Genomic DNA, 15,132 nt, shown 5'->3' with positions numbered 1-15,132 from the left:
CCCCTTGGACTCATACGTTCCCAGGGGCCGCCACTGTTGGTTTTCGGGTGAGTGAAGCCGCAGGGAATTAACCCATCAGCTCAGGAATCGGTTGTCCGTCGCAGACGATCAGGGGGCGACCATCTTCGGGTGAAACAAAGTAATGATCCAGGTTGACACCCAGTTTGGTGTAAATCGAAGCGGCGACGTCGGCGGGGTAATATTCTTTACCCACCGGACGCGAACCGGTTTCATCGGTCGCGCCAATGATCTGACCTGCAGGAGTGCCCGCACCGATCATCATCATGGTCGAAGCGGTCGACCAGTGGTCACGACCAGCGGCCGAGTTGATCACCGGAGTACGACCAAAGTCGGTCAGCCAGACGACCAGGGTGTTGTTCAGCATGCCCCGTTGTTTGAGGTCCAGAACCAGTGAGGTCAAAGCCCGGTCAAAGGGAGGCAGAGAACCACGCAGCGATTTGAAGTTATTGGTGTGGGTATCCCAGCCACCACTGCTGACGGTCACAAAACGTGAACCCGATTCAATCAGACGCCGGGCCAGAAGACAGCTTTGTCCCAGGTAGTGACGCCCGTAATCATCGCGTGTCTTGTCTGATTCCTGGCTCAGGTCAAACGCTTTCTGTGTATCAGCCGAAGTAATCATGCTGAATGCATTTTTATAATGCGCGTCAGATGCTTCAAACGAATTCTGATTATGCTCTGCCTGACGCTGCAGCGTATCAATCGCCTGCAGAGCCTGTTGACGACGCTTCATGCGATCAATGGTAATCCCGGATGGCGGAGAGATATCACGCACGGTAAAGTTTTTCGCGTTGGGATCGCCGGGAATTTCAAACGGATTGTACTGCAGACCCAGATAACCACCCAGGCCGCCGTTAAAGCGACGGTCGACATGGTTTCCAATCTGAATGTGCGGTGGAATGTTGGTTTTGAAGCCTTTGGTCTTGGCGACAACCGCACCATAGCAGGGGTAGGTCACCGAAGGATTAAATTTATGTCCTGAAAGCATGAAGGCGTCAGCCGTCGAGTGCGAGCCGTTCTGCGGATTCAGGTTCCGCATGATGGAGAATTCATTGGCATGTTTGGCGAACAGCGGCAGCTGATCGGTAAATTGATAACCGGGCAGGGCAGTGCTGATGGCGGAAAAATCGCCACGCACATCAGCCGAGGCGTTCGGCTTGGGATCGAAGGTATCGTGGTGGCTCGTACCGCCACGTGTCCAGATCAGAATACAGTTGGTGTCGTTGGAAGGATCTTTCAGCGCTGCAGACTCGCTTTCGGAAGCATGAGCCTGACCACGCAGCAGGGAATCGAGGGTGATTCCAAATGCACTGAGCGCACCAACTTCCAGGAGAAATTGACGTCGGCTTCCAGTTTCGCAGTTCGAAACTTTTTGCGGGAATAGTTTCAGCATCGGAAACTCCTTTAGTGTGGCAGGGTCCTGATATTGCAGGAATTAATGAGGGAGGGATGTTTTATCTGGGTTGTTGGTTTCTTAAGTAACTATCATAATTGTAACCGTTTATGTAAGGTAGGCAAACATTAAATCGGCTTTCCGGTCGGAAATTAATGAGATCGAATTTGCCATTCAAAAAAATCACTCCTTGATCGCTTCAAAATAGAACGATAAAATGAAGTAAGCGGACGACTTTCCAGTACAGTAGTGTAAACATGACAGTTATTGTTTGTGTCTGCGCCTGCCTGAAAAAAATGATGAAAACACCGAGTTTTTTTTGCTTTCGCGTCATTTTATTAGTATATTTAAGTATAAATGGCGTTTTATGTTAAGCCATTCGCTTCCCACCTGATACCACACTCAACCTGCCACCCTGCCTGTTAAAGGTTTTTCTGCGACGACGTATTTTGTGCTGTGAGTATGATTCACTGTCAAAGAATCAGCTCTGATGAAATGCGACCCGCTTAAGAAAGTTGATCTCATGTTCGACTGCAAACCAATGAAGAAAAGAAACCTGATGTCACATCGAATCCTGATTCTCACATTCTTTGTCGCCACGGTTCTGATGCAGAATGGAGCGCGTGCCGCAGAGAACAGTCTGCAGGTCGCGCCGCAACAGATCGTGCTCGACGGATTGCTGGATTTTTTTCAGATCCAGGTTCCCGTAGAAGAGAACGGCAAGATCGTCGGCGATCTGACGCATCAGTCAGACTTTACCAGCCTCACTCCCGCTCTGCTGGAAGTCAACGCGGAAGGACTCGTGCGTCCGCTGGCATTTGGTAAGGGAAAAATTCAAGTTGCTCACGCCGGTCAGAAGTCAGAAATTAATGTAGAGATCAAACCCCGCGCGAATGGCAAAAATGCCAGCTTCGTCAGGGATGTGGTTCCTGTGTTGAATAAGGGAGGCTGCAGCCTGGGCGGCTGTCATGCCAGCCAGTTCGGTAAAGGGGGCTTCAAGCTTTCCCTGTTTGGTTATGCTCCCGAACAGGATTATCCGGAAATGGCCCGTGATGACCGACAGCGTCGTGTCTCCATCTTACAGCCTGAAAACAGTCTGATTCTGCAGAAGGCCTCCATGGCAATCGCGCATGGCGGAGGGCGTCGTTTCGCTAAAGACTCCTATGAATACCGCATCATGGAAACCTGGATTTCTGAAGCAGTCACTGAAATTGATGATAAAGAACCAAAAGTGGTTGGCATGCAGTTAACCCCCATGTCGCGCCGTTACCAGCAGGGAGATATCCAGCAGCTCCGCGTCATTGCCGAATACAGTGATGGCACGAAACAGGATGTCACCGCACGGGCGCAGTATGACAGCCTGATTGAAAATATCGCGACGGTGACGCCGCGGGGAAAAGTGGAAATTGTCGGCGCCGGCCAGACCGCTGTCATGGTGCGTTATATGGGCCAGGCAAAGATCTCGACTGTCATTTCGCCGTATAAAAACGAAGTTGATCTGGCAGAATTCAAGCCGAATAACTTCATCGACGAGCATGTGAAACAACGATTCAACGAACTGGGGCTGGAGCCATCGCCGCTGTGCAGCGACGAAGTTTTCATCCGCCGCGCCTTCATCGATACCATTGGAACGCTGCCCGAACCGGAAAAAGTCAAAACGTTTCTGGCTTCGAAAGCCCCCGATAAGCGCAGTCAGCTGATTGATGAATTGCTCGGCCTGACAGGCGAACCGGCCCGGGATGTCTATGTGGAGCCCTGGAGTGCCTACTGGGGCATGAAGTGGGGCGACCTGCTGCGAAATAACCGAAATAAAGTGGGCGATGGCGGGATGTGGGCTTTCTCCAACTGGATTCGCCAGTCACTGCGGGAAAACAAACCGGTCAACGAATTCGTCAACGAGATTATCACAGCACAGGGATCGATCTACGAGAACGGTCCGGCCAACTATTTTAAAATCGCATCCAAACCGGAAGACCTGGCAGAAGCCACGTCTCAGATTTTCCTGGGGGTTCGCCTGCAGTGTGCCAAGTGCCATCACCACCCCTTCGAGGTCTACAGCCAGAAAGACTATTACAGCCTGGCTGCTTTCTTCACGCGGGTCGGTAATAAAGGGAGCGTCGATTTCGGGGCCCTGGGAGCGGATACGGTTGTCAAAGTGAAAAGCAGCGGATCGATTCGGCATCCGCGCACCAGGAAGACGATGGAGCCGACTCCGCTGATGGGTGAGCCCATCGATAGTACTTCGTATCGCGATTTCCGACGTCCTCTGGCACGCTGGATTACTTCCCCCGAAAATCGCCTGTTCTCCAAGAACATGGTCAACCGCTTCTGGTCCTACTATATGGGAACCGGATTTATTGAACCCATTGATGACATGCGGGAGACCAACCCGGCTTCAAACCCGGAACTCCTGAATGCTTTAGCCGACCATTTTGTCGATTCAGGCTATAACCTCAGAGAACTGATGCGGGTGATTATGAATTCCCGCGCGTATCAACTCTCATCAGAACCGTTACCGCAAAATGTGGCGAACACCCGCTTTTATACGCATTACAACGTCAAGCGACTGCCGGCGGAAGTCATGCTGGATGCGCTGGATGATCTGACCGGTGCCCAGGAACGCTTTCGTGGTGTTCCGCAGGGAACCCGGGCGATCGAATTGCCGGACCCGAATTACAGTTCTTACTTCCTGGATACGCTGGGACGTCCCAAGCGTGTGATTACCTGTGAATGCGAACGCGCCAGTCAACCGAACCTGGCGCAGGTGCTGCAGGTGGCTAACGGCCAATTGATTAACACCAAGCTGGCGACGAAGAATGGACGGATCGAATCACTGTTAAAAGCCAAGGCCCCCGATCATGAAGTCTTCACCGAAATGTATCTGGCCGCCTTCAGCCGTTATCCGACGAAACAGGAACTGGCCCACTGTGATCAGATCGTGAAGACCTCCAAAGATAAACGCGAAGGTTACCAGGATGTGATGTGGGCTATCAGCAACAGCCGCGAATTCCTGTTCAACCATTAATACAGGTTTCTGAAACAGACACAGCCCGTTTCTATAAACTGGAAACGGGCTGTTTTTTTATCCGGTAACAGAACAGTCTCAATTGTGATTAAGGCTGCTTCTTCTTTTTCTGTTTCTCTGCTGCTTCCTGTTTGCGGTAATATTCGGAGAGGATTTTCCCTTCGTAGCGGGCAAATTCCCACTCAGGCCAGCGGGGCGCTTCCGCCTGGACTTCTGCAAAAATCTCCTGCATCTGCTGTTTCATTTTTTCCAGGATTTCCGGTTCGCTTTCGGCACGGTCGGTGGTCTCAGCGATATCACTCTGGATGTGATACAGTTCGAACCCTTCCAGCTTCGCATTTTTGACGGCGTCGATTTCTTCCGCTGTGATTCCGCCGGATGGTTTGGGGCTGGGGACATTTAGCTTCGCCAGCAGTTTCCATTCACCATCACGGATCGCGACTTTGGCATCGTTTTTGGCACGGTTGAACTGCCAGTAGAGCGGCTTTTCCCGCTGGATCGGTTTGCCTTCCAGCAGTGGAAGAATGTTGGTTCCATCCAGCACGCGATCAGCCGGTGCCGGGATGTCCGCTACTGCACACAGGGTCGGCAGGATATCGACACCGCATACGGGAACATCACTGGTCGTTCCCGGTTGGACATGATCGGGCCACTGAATGATGCCGGGCACACGAATTCCCCCTTCGTACGTTGCCCCTTTTTTATCCCGCAGTGGGCCTGCAGAACCATGGGGATGCCGTCTGGTGATGGCCGGTCCGTTGTCGCTGGTGAAGATGATCAGTGTGTTTTCCCGCAACCTCTGGTCCTCCAGTGTTTTCAGAATGCGACCAAAGGCATCGTCCATCTGCGTGACATTGCCGTGATGCGCGGGCAGGGTGGAACCTTCGGGCGCGGTATACAGCTTACGAAAACGCTCAGCACTGGCGATTGGTTCGTGGGGCTCATGAAAACAGACAAACATGAAGAATGGCTTTTCTTTATCACGCAGTTTTGTCAGCCACTGCTCTGCTTCGTCAGCCACCAGTTGCGACGCGTAACCTTGCAGCGGGCCAACTGGTTTGGCGTTGCGCACGAAGTTAAACGGGTTCTCGTGTGTGGGCAGGGCGTTGTTCTGTGTGGAGAACCAGTGATCGAATCCGTGATCGGAAGGCTGTGGCTGTCCCACCATGTTGAACATCCCATTGAGATGCCATTTGCCGACGTGGCAGGTCGCGTAACCGGCCTGGCGCAGTAAAGTCGCGATGGTAATTTCCCGTTTGCGGACATGCATGGGCGAGAGCATGGGAATCCAGTTATAAACGCCCACGCGGAACGGAGTGCGGCCGGTCATCAGTCCGGTTCGCGATGGGGAACAGTTGGGATGTGCGGCATAACAGCTGGTCAGTTTCAGTCCATCTTTCGCAAAGCGATCGATATTCGGGCTTTGAATGACTGTATGACCGTAGCAGGCCAGGTCGCCGTAGCCCAGGTCATCGCAGAGCACCACGATGATGTTGGGTCGCGCGAGAGACGTTGATGCAGCCGTCTGAGCCGCTGCTGTGAACCCGTTCGTAAGAAAGAGACTGGTCAGTAAAGCCAGCGCAAGAGGGAAGCTTCGCATGGTCGTTTGCCTTTCTGAATCTATCATCTGCCACTTTTTTTGTGTAGCAGAACGACAGCGGTTGAGATTTGCTCTTATTGAATACTTAAAAGCAAAGTCATCAGAAAAGCAACACTACGCCTTCAATTACATAAAAACAGCCCCTTGCACAAAGCTCATGCAAGGGGCTGAATCAGGTTTACAATTTTAAATTCAAGCCCTCAGCCAGATTTTGAGGCCAGGCTGAGGCGGAAGATTATAGAGTGTCGAGGGCTCTGCCGTCAGCGGCGTTGCCTGAGTTGTTACCTTTGATCAGACCTGTTGCAGGATTGTAGATCCAGCCAACAGTTTCTGTTCCATCTTTGGCGGATTCATCTGGAGTTGTAGCAGCAACATCGGTGACAATCATGATGCCACGACCACCAGTGAATGGGTTGGGAGGCACACTACCAATCAGGTAGGGACCCAGTGGTTTCGTTCCAACGGCACCGGTGGTTCCATCTTTATCGCTGGAAAGCAACAATGAATCACGGAAATCATCCGTATCGGTCGAACCGTCTGCAGGATATTTTCCATCATGCTGGAATTTATAAACCTGAATCTGGCTTCGCAGAGTCTGCAGGTCCTGAACGAGTACTGATTCTTTGGCATCATCGTTAGTTGAAATAAACTGTGGTAAAACGGTTGCAGCCAGAATTCCAAGAATTACGACCACGATCATAACTTCAACGAGCGTAAAACCAGCCCGTCGATTCTGCTGTAGTGTTGCTTTAGTCATTGTCCTTCTCCGAGATTTACGAATGTGCGATTCACTTCGTGTTGATTTAAATGATTCGAGGTGTTCCTCATTGAGTTCGCGCTGGAACAGGTAACCTCAGTTTGTTACAGGATCAGATTTGTGCTGGAATAAAAACTAACTATCGTATCAGATCCTCTGTCATTGGCCCGATCAGAGGGGACACCGACTGAGTGGCCACCCAAAACTTATGTTTTTTATCAAGCGAGTCAATTGAATTTCAGAAGAATAAACGCCTGACGACGTGCTTTGTGAGGGTTGCAATGGTTGTGTTGATTTGCGGGCAAAACCTTGTCCAAAATGCGGTGAAATCACTGATCAAGAGTGGATCATTTCAATCAATTACGTCGACGCGTTATGATCATCGATTAGACTGGTAAGATCAATCTTAAGGGGTGGGTCGGTTATGCGGGGGTCAGGTTCCCTCCAGAAAGTGATTGAATCAATGCAAAAAGCCACCAGAATGAACCCTGGTGGCTTTTTGATCGTTAGATAGAGGAAGTTTTCACTGTTAATGCACGCGTTGACCGGGCACCGCTCCTTCGTCCGGGGAGAGCAGAAAGACGTCCTTCCCGCCCGGTCCGGAGGCCAGCACCATGCCTTCACTCGTGCCAAACCGCATTTTGCGGGGCTTGAGATTCGCACAGCAGATCACCAGTCGGCCGACCAGATCTTCCGGGTTATACGCGCTCTTGATGCCGGCAAACACATTGCGGCGTTCATCGCCTCCCAGACTCAGTGTCAGCTGCAGCAGCTTATCCGCTTCGGGAACCGAGTTCGCATCCACAATCCGGGCAACACGCAGATCGACTTTGACGAAGTCATCAATCGTGCATTCTTCCGACATCGGCTCCTGCTCAAGGGCTGTTCCGCTGTCGTTCCACTGTGAGGCTGCTGCTTCACTTTCAGCAGCGGCAACATCTTCTCTTGCTTCTTCAGTCATGGCTTGTACCTGTTTTTCTTCTATTCGTTTAAACATATGCTGGAATTTATTGACGGCCGTTCCCGCGAGGGGCGTCTGTGCCTGATCCCAGTTCACAATCGGATCGTTCAACAGTTCTCCGGTTTGCTGCGAGAGCTGCGGCAGCACCGGGGTCAGGTAGATTACAATCTGCCGAAACAGATTTAACGAGATCGTACAGATATTCTGTAGCTCTGCCTGGCGGCTTTCCTCCTTGCGGAGTTCCCACGGCTTCTGATCTTCGACATACTTATTGGCCCGATCCGCCAGCGCGAGAATTTCTCGCATCGCGCCGTTGTAATCGCAGACTTCGTAAGCGGCGGCAATCGCATCGCTGCGGCTGGCGGCGTGCGCGAACAGACCGCCGTCCTCCGGATAAGCAGCAGACAGACCCGTATTCGCGACGAACTTCGCCGAGCGGCTGGCCAGATTGACCACCTTGCCGACCAGGTCGGAATTCACTTTCTGAATGAATTCATCCAGGTTCAGGTCCAGGTCGTCCAGTCTCGATCCCAGTTTGGACGCGTAATAGTAACGCAGGCAGGCCGGGTCGAGGTGGTTCAGATAGGTCGCCGCTTTGACGAATGTCCCTTTGGATTTGGACATTTTTTCGCCATCCACGGTCAGGAAGCCGTGAATATGGACCTTCTCGGGCAGGTTGAAACCCGCTGTCTTCAGCATCGCGGGCCAGAACAACGTATGAAAATAGGTGATGTCTTTGCCGATGAAGTGATGCACTTCGGTTTCGGGGTTCTTCCACCACTGGTCGAAGTCTTCGCCGTGCTTTTCACACCATTCCAAAGTCGAAGCGATATAACCGATGGGGGCGTCAAACCAGACATACCAGTAGTTACCGGGACTGTCCGGAATTTCAAATCCGAAGTAAGGCGCGGGGCGGGAGATATCCCAGTCGCGCAGCGGGTCACCCAGGAAGTGCCCTTTCAGATAGTTGGCGACTTCGGACTGCAGATGTTCGCCCGACTGTGTCCATTCATCGAGGAAGCCGTGCAGATCTTCAATGCGGACAAACAGATGGCTGGCGGTACGCAATTCAGGCGTGGTATTCGACAGCGTACTGATCGGATCAGTCAGGTCGGCGGGCGTGTAGGTGCTCCCGCATTTATCGCAGTTGTCGCCGTACTGATCGGGGGCTTTACATTTGGGACAGGTCCCTTTTACAAAGCGATCGGCCAGAAACGTATTTTCCTGCACGTCGAACAGCTGAGTCACTTCTTTCTCAACGACCAGTCCGGCGGCCCGTAACGCTTCCCAGATTTCATAACACAGTTTGCGATTCTGTTCGCTGTTGGTGCTGCCGTAATTATCGAATTCAATATTGAAACCGGCGAAGTCAGTAATGTGTTTTTGCTGGACATCAGCGATCAGCGCTTCTTCCGATCGGCCTTCCTGGCGGGCGCGGATCATAATCGCTGTTCCATGCGTATCGTCAGCACAGAAGAAGCGGCAGGCGTGGCCGCGCAGTTTCTGGAATCGCACCCAGATATCAGTCTGGATGTATTCCACGAGATGGCCGATGTGAATGTCACCGTTGGCATAAGGCAGGGCCGCGGTGACTAAGATGCGACGTTGGGTCATAATAATTCCGAAAAAGGTAAATTCTGGTCAGGCAGATTAATAAATATACTTCTATTCAGACACGGAAAATGCGGCAGGGTTCTCTCACATCGCTTGCCTGTGAACGTCCGCGGATACAAATTTCGTGACCGTTTGAGCTTAGGTATCTCAACGGGCGTTGATTGTACGTCCCACGGCCTGATCTCGCAATCCAGCCAAAAACAGTGAAAATCAGCCGATTAGAGGGCCGTGCGGGTCATCATCAGCGGGCCATTTGAAGAACACAGGGCTTTCACCAGATCCAGCTGACTGACGATCCCCAGCTGCTTGTCGTTTTCGAAGATCGCTCCATAGGCCGAAGAGGAGTTTCTCAATATATAGAGAGATTCCAGCATACTGAAATCAGACTGCAGGCGTGGCATGTTATATACGGCTGGAATAATCGGTGCAGGTGAGGTGATCAAATCGACCAGTTTAAGGTACGAAGTCCACTCACTGGAGTTGCCCCGGGCGCGAATCGGAATGAACGAGAGCTGGTTCCGCTGCGCTAATTCAATGATTTCCGCTGCGTCTGTCGTACGAGTCACTCCGGTTATTTCATTCTGTGGGATCAGTAGTTTCTTCACGGACTGGGCGGCGGTATTGAACATGCCGCGTACCAGGTGTTTCTGTGAATTACTCAACAGGCCTTCCAGGTGACCTTCTTCCAGCACCTTCACCAGGCGTTGTCGCCCCAGAACCAGTTGTGCCGGCTTACTGCGATCAGGCGAAAAGCGTTCCAGGTACCGTGTGATCACGACCAGCGGGGTGCTGATCAGCCAGAACGCGCGATAAAAGAAATCGAACCAGTGACTGTAGCGTTTCAGTAACATCGAAGGCGAACGGTAGTATAGATTTTTGGGAACCATTTCACCAAAGATAAAGATGATCGGCGTGAAGAGGATCGTAGTGACGATCTCGGCTGAGCCACCCGACTGCTGAAAGACCTCTGCGATTCCAATCGAAATGGCAATCGTCGTCAGATCATTGGCCAGATTATTCCCGATCAAAGTCGTCGCGACGAAATAGCTCGGGTTTTGTGCATACCAGCAGAGACGCTTGGCGATGGGATCCCCGTCGTTCGCGTCGATGTTCAACCGCAGAAAACTAACACGATAAAAGCCGGTTTCTGATCCACTGAACAAAGCCGACAGACGCAAGCCAATGGCAAACAAAGCCACTGCACCAAGAAGAGGAAGCCAGTTCAACGTAGAGTACAACCTTCAGTAGAAATTGAAACAGGAACGCTTTGACGACGGAGGCACTCTCCGACCGGCATGAATTCTCTTGAAACCAGACGCAACTTGCAAGAGGTGCTCTAAGGAACCGTCCTGAAAATCAGATACTATTTTCCCGCTCTCAGAATGCAGTGACTACCATTTTTGCAAATGATGACCTATGTTTTAGTAACAACACGATTACCTAGACTTCTCATTTTGACATAAATTCAGCCAGAACGCCTGCCGCTCCGATTCTGGAAGGATTTTGAAGTCAGGTGGCAGTCGTGAAACTGCCTTAAGTGGCTACATTATAAAGAGTTAATCTGGTTCTGTTTAAATAAGTAGAAATCTATGAAAGTTCAGCAGTTTCTGGAGCATCACGGAATTAAAGAGAATCCTTTCGGGCAGGAAGACGCGCAAAGCGATCATGTCTTCAAGGAATTCTGTCTCAACGGAACGCATCATCCGGTCTGGGACAAAATATTTTCCAATCCGACCAACCCGTCCACGTCGGTCGTATTTGGCGAAAAAGGGGCGGGTAAGACCGCCATCCGCATGCAGATGATTGAGCAACTGCAGAAGCATAATGCCAACCATCCCGAGAATCGCGTGCTGGTGATTGAATATGACGATTTCAATCCCTTCCTGGACTGCTTCCGCGAACGCTATTCAGGACGCAATCGCCGTCCCGAGCGTCTGCTTTCACACTGGCGGTTATGGGATCATATGGATGCGATTCTGTCGCTCGGCGTGACCCAATTAATCGGTGAGATGATTGAGCCAGACGAATCTGCTGATAACAACATCAAATCCGTTTCCAAAGCACAGGTGGCGAATCTGACGCACCTGGAAAAACGGGACCTGCTGCTGCTGGCGGCATTCTATGATAACAGCCTCGACATGCCAGCCGTTCAACGCTGGAATCGACTGCGGAAAAAATTGAAATTCTCCTCCTGGAAAACCGAATGGGAACGAGCCCTGGGTTTTCTGGTCACCGCCGTGACAGTCGGCCTGGTGTTCTATCTGGGGAACTGGAAAGATTTCAGCAAGTGGTGGATCTGGCTGATCATGTTTGTCGGCTGGGCACCCTGGTTGTGGCGACAGACCACACTGCTCTGGAAGGCCTGGCGCGTGACGCGCGAAGTGCGCGTCTTCGATCATCTGCCTAACGCACTGCGAAAAATTCTTTCGCGCATCGAACGGCGGGAACTCGCCGGTCAGCCGATCCCCTATCGGGACCGCAGCGATGACCGGTACGAACTGCTCACCAAATTTCAAACCATCCTCAAAAAAATGGGATTCACAAATATTGTGATTCTGGTCGACCGGGTCGATGAACCTCATCTGGTCAACGGCTCGGCGGAACGCATGCGGGATCTGCTCTGGCCAATGTTCGATAACAAACTGCTCAAACATCCCGGCATCGCTTTCAAGCTGTTGCTCCCTTCTGATGTGGTGTACTATCTGCAGCGCGAAGAAAAAGAATTCTACGAACGTTCGCGACTGGATAAGCAGAATTTGGTCACATCACTGGACTGGACCGGTGAGTCGCTGTACGACGTTGCCTGCGATCGCGTGCGGGCCTGTGCCATCGAACCCGGCTCCAATCTGTCTATTAAAGATCTGTTCGATGATTCAATCTCCGAACAGGAACTGATTGGACAGTTTGCCCAGTTGCGCGTGCCCCGACATTTATTCAAATTTCTGTATCGGCTGATTGTGGATCACTGTAATCGCTATACCGTGGATAATCCCAATTGGAAAATCAACCGGGAAACGCAGCAGAAAGTGCTCAGCCTGTTCCAGCGGGACCTGGAAGCGTTTGATCGGGGCATGGGAACAGGTTGAAAATGGTCTGCGCATCCGGTAGCTTTAAAGAATAACCAACCCGCTTAAACAGCCCACCGGAACCACCCGAATGCAAACCAACCTCAACCGACGCGAAATGCTGGCGGCCGCCGGCGGTCTCCTGGCAGCTGGGATCGCTGTACCCTCCACAGCAACAGCGGGTACGAACCGCACGCGCACTGCTGCGGAACCCTTCGGCTACTGCTTCAACACCAGCACCATTCGTGGTCAGAAGCTGGGAATTGTCGAACAGGTCGACCTGACTTCCAAAGCAGGCTACGATTCGATTGAACCCTGGCTGCGCGACATCGACGAATATGTGAAAACCGGTGGTTCGCTGTCAGACCTCAAGAAACGCATTGACGATGCAGGTCTGACCGTCGAAAGCGCAATCGGCTTTGCCCAGTGGATCGTCGACGATGAAGCCACACGAAATGAGGGACTGGAAGTCGCGAAGCGGGATATGGACACCCTCCGCCAGATTGGCGGCATCCGCATGGCAGCCCCTCCCACCGGCGCCACCAAACAGACCGATTTAAATCTGTTCGCAGCCGCAAAACGGTATCGCGCGTTACTGGAACTGGGAGACCAGATGGATGTCATTCCGCAGGTCGAAGTCTGGGGCTTCTCCAGTTCTCTTTCGCGACTGGGAGAGTCGATGTTCGTCGCCATCGAGAGCGGACATCCCCAAGCGTGTCTGCTGCCCGATGTCTATCATATCTATAAAGGGGGCTCCGACTTCGCGGGCCTCGGTCTGCTCAGTGGTTCTGCCATCCAGGTCTTTCATGTGAATGACTATCCCGCCGATCCACCGCGTGAGACCATTAACGATTCCCATCGCGTTTATCCCGGCGATGGCGTCGCACCACTGACTGACATTTTTCGGATGATTCATCGGGCCGGTTTCCGCGGAACGTTATCGCTGGAACTGTTCAACCGCGATTACTGGCAGCAGGATCCACTGGAAGTCGCGAAGACCGGACTGCAAAAAACTAAAGCAGCCGTGCTCGAGGCCAGACTCGATCAACCGGGCAAAGCGGACTGATTCGTGAAACATATTGCCCTTCTGTTTGAGTTCGGCTCGTTGAATGGAGGCGAACACTCAATGCTGGCGGTACTCTCACGTCTGCATGGGAAATCCTTCACCTTCACCGCTTTCTGTCCTCCCGAAAGTCTGCTGCAGTCTGCGCTGGAACAGACGGGTATCGAATGTCATCCCGTTTTGTTTCACGATGATCTGGGCCAGCGACTGTCGCGGGATGCCATCGCGGAACAGATCATTCCGGTCATGACATCTCGTGATTTTGATCTGCTGCATGCCAACAGTCTCTCAATGTCGCGGCTGACAGGGGCACTCGTCGATCAGATTCCGGTTCCCTGTTCGGGGCACCTGCGGGATATCATCAAACTCAGTCGCGCCGCGATTCACGACTTGAACCAGAACCAGAGACTGGCGGCAGTCTCAGTGGCAACGCGTGATTTTCACATCAGTCGGGGACTTGATTCGGAACGGGTCACCGTCTGCTATAACGGCGTCGATGTCGAACGCTTTCAGCCACGACCGGCAACGGGGGCTTTGAAACAGGAACTGGGGCTGCAACCAGAGACAAAACTCTGTCTGACAATCGGTCAAATTGGTTTGCGAAAAGGACAGGATGTGCTGGCGGAAGCGGCCCGACTGCTGGCAGAACGGGGTGATCAACGGACGCATTTTCTGCTGGTGGGTGAGCGTCATTCACAGAAGCAGGAAAGCATCGACTTTGATCTGGCACTCAACGTTGCTTTTGGGCGGCCTGGTTTGAAAGGTCGGCTGCATCGACTCGGGTACCGCGAGGATATCAAGTACCTCATGAATGAAGCTGATCTGCTCGTGCATCCCGCGAAACAGGAACCCCTCGGGCGAGTGCTGCTGGAAGCGATTGCCAGCGGATTGCCGATCGTCGCGACAGACGTGGGGGGGACGGAAGAAATCGTGACACACGAAATCTCTGCATTGCTGGTGCCCCCCGGTAATGCAGATGCGTTAGCTGAAGCAATGTCTCGGATGGTAAATGAACCCGGTCTCAGTCTGAATCTGGCGCAGGCAGCGCGGCTGCGGGCATGGGAACAGTTCACCAGCGCGCAGGCGGGAGAGCGTTTGACAGCCTTCTGGCAGGAATTGATCGGCTGAGATTGAAAGACCGATTTCAGGAGCGGTCATTGGGATGGAATTCCTCCCAGCGCTTCCAGGCGTAATCCCATTCCATCCATAGTCGTAATACTGACCAGAGGATTCGCATTTTGCTGAGTTGTTCGGGGGGCAGTTTGGCCTGGGATTCCACTGCACTCTGGGTTGCGGACGCCAGACCCCAGTGACTGGCCAGCTCTCGACAGAGATTATCAGCGGTCAGATCAATCTCAGCTTCTTCCGAAACAAAGCCGGCGGCATCCGCCATCACAAATAATTCAAATAACTGCCCACGATAAGGATCCAGTTCCAGCGGTTTGGTTTCCGCTTCTGCTTCGCTGACTAACTTGGCCACACGCTGGATAATATCGTTGGCTAGATCGCGGGAAGCAGAAGAAACATTGTTGACAGAATCGCGAGACATGGTGCTGAAGTTCACTCTCAAAAGCTCAGGATCAGTGGGAAATAACAAAAACACACCCTGATCTGATTGACCAAGGTGTGTTTA

General features: G+C 52.3%; 10 protein-coding genes. 4 read left to right on the top strand and 6 right to left on the bottom strand.

All coding sequences use genetic code 11. The features are described 5' to 3' along the window. Positions 1-67: 67 nt before the first annotated feature. A complete protein-coding gene (locus Pan161_RS28745; protein ID WP_145232156.1) occupies positions 68-1,414 on the bottom strand; it encodes a DUF1501 domain-containing protein in 1,347 nt (448 codons plus the stop codon). 559 nt (positions 1,415-1,973) lie between these two features. On the opposite strand from Pan161_RS28745, the gene Pan161_RS28740 reads away from it, so the two are divergent. Further along, positions 1,974-4,439 (top strand): DUF1549 domain-containing protein, encoded by a 2,466-nt coding sequence (locus Pan161_RS28740; RefSeq protein WP_232103543.1) that lies wholly within the window; start codon positions 1,974-1,976, stop codon positions 4,437-4,439. Between the two features lie 88 nt (positions 4,440-4,527). Here Pan161_RS28740 and Pan161_RS28735 read toward each other — a convergent pair whose 3' ends face one another. The 4 genes from Pan161_RS28735 to Pan161_RS28720 form a co-directional block, all read right to left on the bottom strand. Then, positions 4,528-6,039, bottom strand: a complete 1,512-nt coding sequence (locus Pan161_RS28735) for a sulfatase-like hydrolase/transferase (RefSeq protein WP_145232154.1) — start codon at positions 6,037-6,039, stop codon at positions 4,528-4,530. Between the two features lie 235 nt (positions 6,040-6,274). Continuing rightward, the gene (locus Pan161_RS28730) at positions 6,275-6,796 is read right to left on the bottom strand and encodes a type II secretion system protein (protein WP_145232153.1); all 522 of its coding nucleotides are present in this window, start codon (positions 6,794-6,796) and stop codon (positions 6,275-6,277) included. Between the two features lie 529 nt (positions 6,797-7,325). Continuing rightward, the gene (metG, locus tag Pan161_RS28725) at positions 7,326-9,371 is read right to left on the bottom strand and encodes a methionine--tRNA ligase (protein ID WP_145232152.1); all 2,046 of its coding nucleotides are present in this window, start codon (positions 9,369-9,371) and stop codon (positions 7,326-7,328) included. A gap of 218 nt (positions 9,372-9,589) precedes the next feature. Continuing rightward, on the bottom strand, positions 9,590-10,597 hold the full coding sequence (locus Pan161_RS28720; RefSeq protein WP_197995576.1) for a CNNM domain-containing protein: 1,008 nt from the start codon (positions 10,595-10,597) through the stop codon (positions 9,590-9,592). A gap of 363 nt (positions 10,598-10,960) precedes the next feature. On the opposite strand from Pan161_RS28720, the gene Pan161_RS28715 reads away from it, so the two are divergent. The 3 genes from Pan161_RS28715 to Pan161_RS28705 all read left to right on the top strand — a co-directional run bounded on the left by Pan161_RS28715 (position 10,961) and on the right by Pan161_RS28705 (position 14,627). Beyond that, positions 10,961-12,457 (top strand): hypothetical protein, encoded by a 1,497-nt coding sequence (locus Pan161_RS28715; protein ID WP_145232150.1) that lies wholly within the window; start codon positions 10,961-10,963, stop codon positions 12,455-12,457. A 70-nt stretch (positions 12,458-12,527) separates the two neighbouring features. After that, on the top strand, positions 12,528-13,502 hold the full coding sequence (locus Pan161_RS28710; RefSeq protein ID WP_145232149.1) for a sugar phosphate isomerase/epimerase family protein: 975 nt from the start codon (positions 12,528-12,530) through the stop codon (positions 13,500-13,502). Positions 13,503-13,505: 3 nt separating this feature from the next. Next, positions 13,506-14,627 carry a glycosyltransferase family 4 protein gene (locus Pan161_RS28705; RefSeq protein WP_145232148.1) on the top strand — a complete coding sequence of 374 codons (1,122 nt, stop codon included), beginning with the start codon at positions 13,506-13,508 and terminating at the stop codon, positions 14,625-14,627. Positions 14,628-14,643: 16 nt separating this feature from the next. Here the strand turns inward: Pan161_RS28705 and Pan161_RS28700 are convergent, their stop codons facing one another. Next, complete coding sequence (locus Pan161_RS28700) at positions 14,644-15,048, bottom strand: hypothetical protein (RefSeq protein WP_145232147.1); 405 nt, start codon at positions 15,046-15,048, stop codon at positions 14,644-14,646. Positions 15,049-15,132: the final 84 nt, after the last annotated feature.

The organism is Gimesia algae (genome assembly GCF_007746795.1).
GTDB lineage: Bacteria > Planctomycetota > Planctomycetia > Planctomycetales > Planctomycetaceae > Gimesia > Gimesia algae.
This window is presented reverse-complemented; position numbering and strand designations above follow the sequence as displayed.

Excerpts from the sequence above, each read along its gene's own strand:
- Pan161_RS28735 (WP_145232154.1), bottom strand. The coding sequence starts at position 6,039 with ATGCGAAGCTTCCCTCTTGCGCTGGCTTTACTGACCAGTCTCTTTCTT.
- Pan161_RS28715 (WP_145232150.1), top strand. The coding sequence starts at position 10,961 with ATGAAAGTTCAGCAGTTTCTGGAGCATCACGGAATTAAAGAGAATCCT.
- Pan161_RS28710 (WP_145232149.1), top strand. The coding sequence starts at position 12,528 with ATGCAAACCAACCTCAACCGACGCGAAATGCTGGCGGCCGCCGGCGGT.
- Pan161_RS28700 (WP_145232147.1), bottom strand. The coding sequence starts at position 15,048 with ATGTCTCGCGATTCTGTCAACAATGTTTCTTCTGCTTCCCGCGATCTA.
- metG (WP_145232152.1), bottom strand. The coding sequence starts at position 9,371 with ATGACCCAACGTCGCATCTTAGTCACCGCGGCCCTGCCTTATGCCAAC.
- Pan161_RS28745 (WP_145232156.1), bottom strand. The coding sequence starts at position 1,414 with ATGCTGAAACTATTCCCGCAAAAAGTTTCGAACTGCGAAACTGGAAGC.
- Pan161_RS28730 (WP_145232153.1), bottom strand. The coding sequence starts at position 6,796 with ATGACTAAAGCAACACTACAGCAGAATCGACGGGCTGGTTTTACGCTC.
- Pan161_RS28740 (WP_232103543.1), top strand. The coding sequence starts at position 1,974 with ATGTCACATCGAATCCTGATTCTCACATTCTTTGTCGCCACGGTTCTG.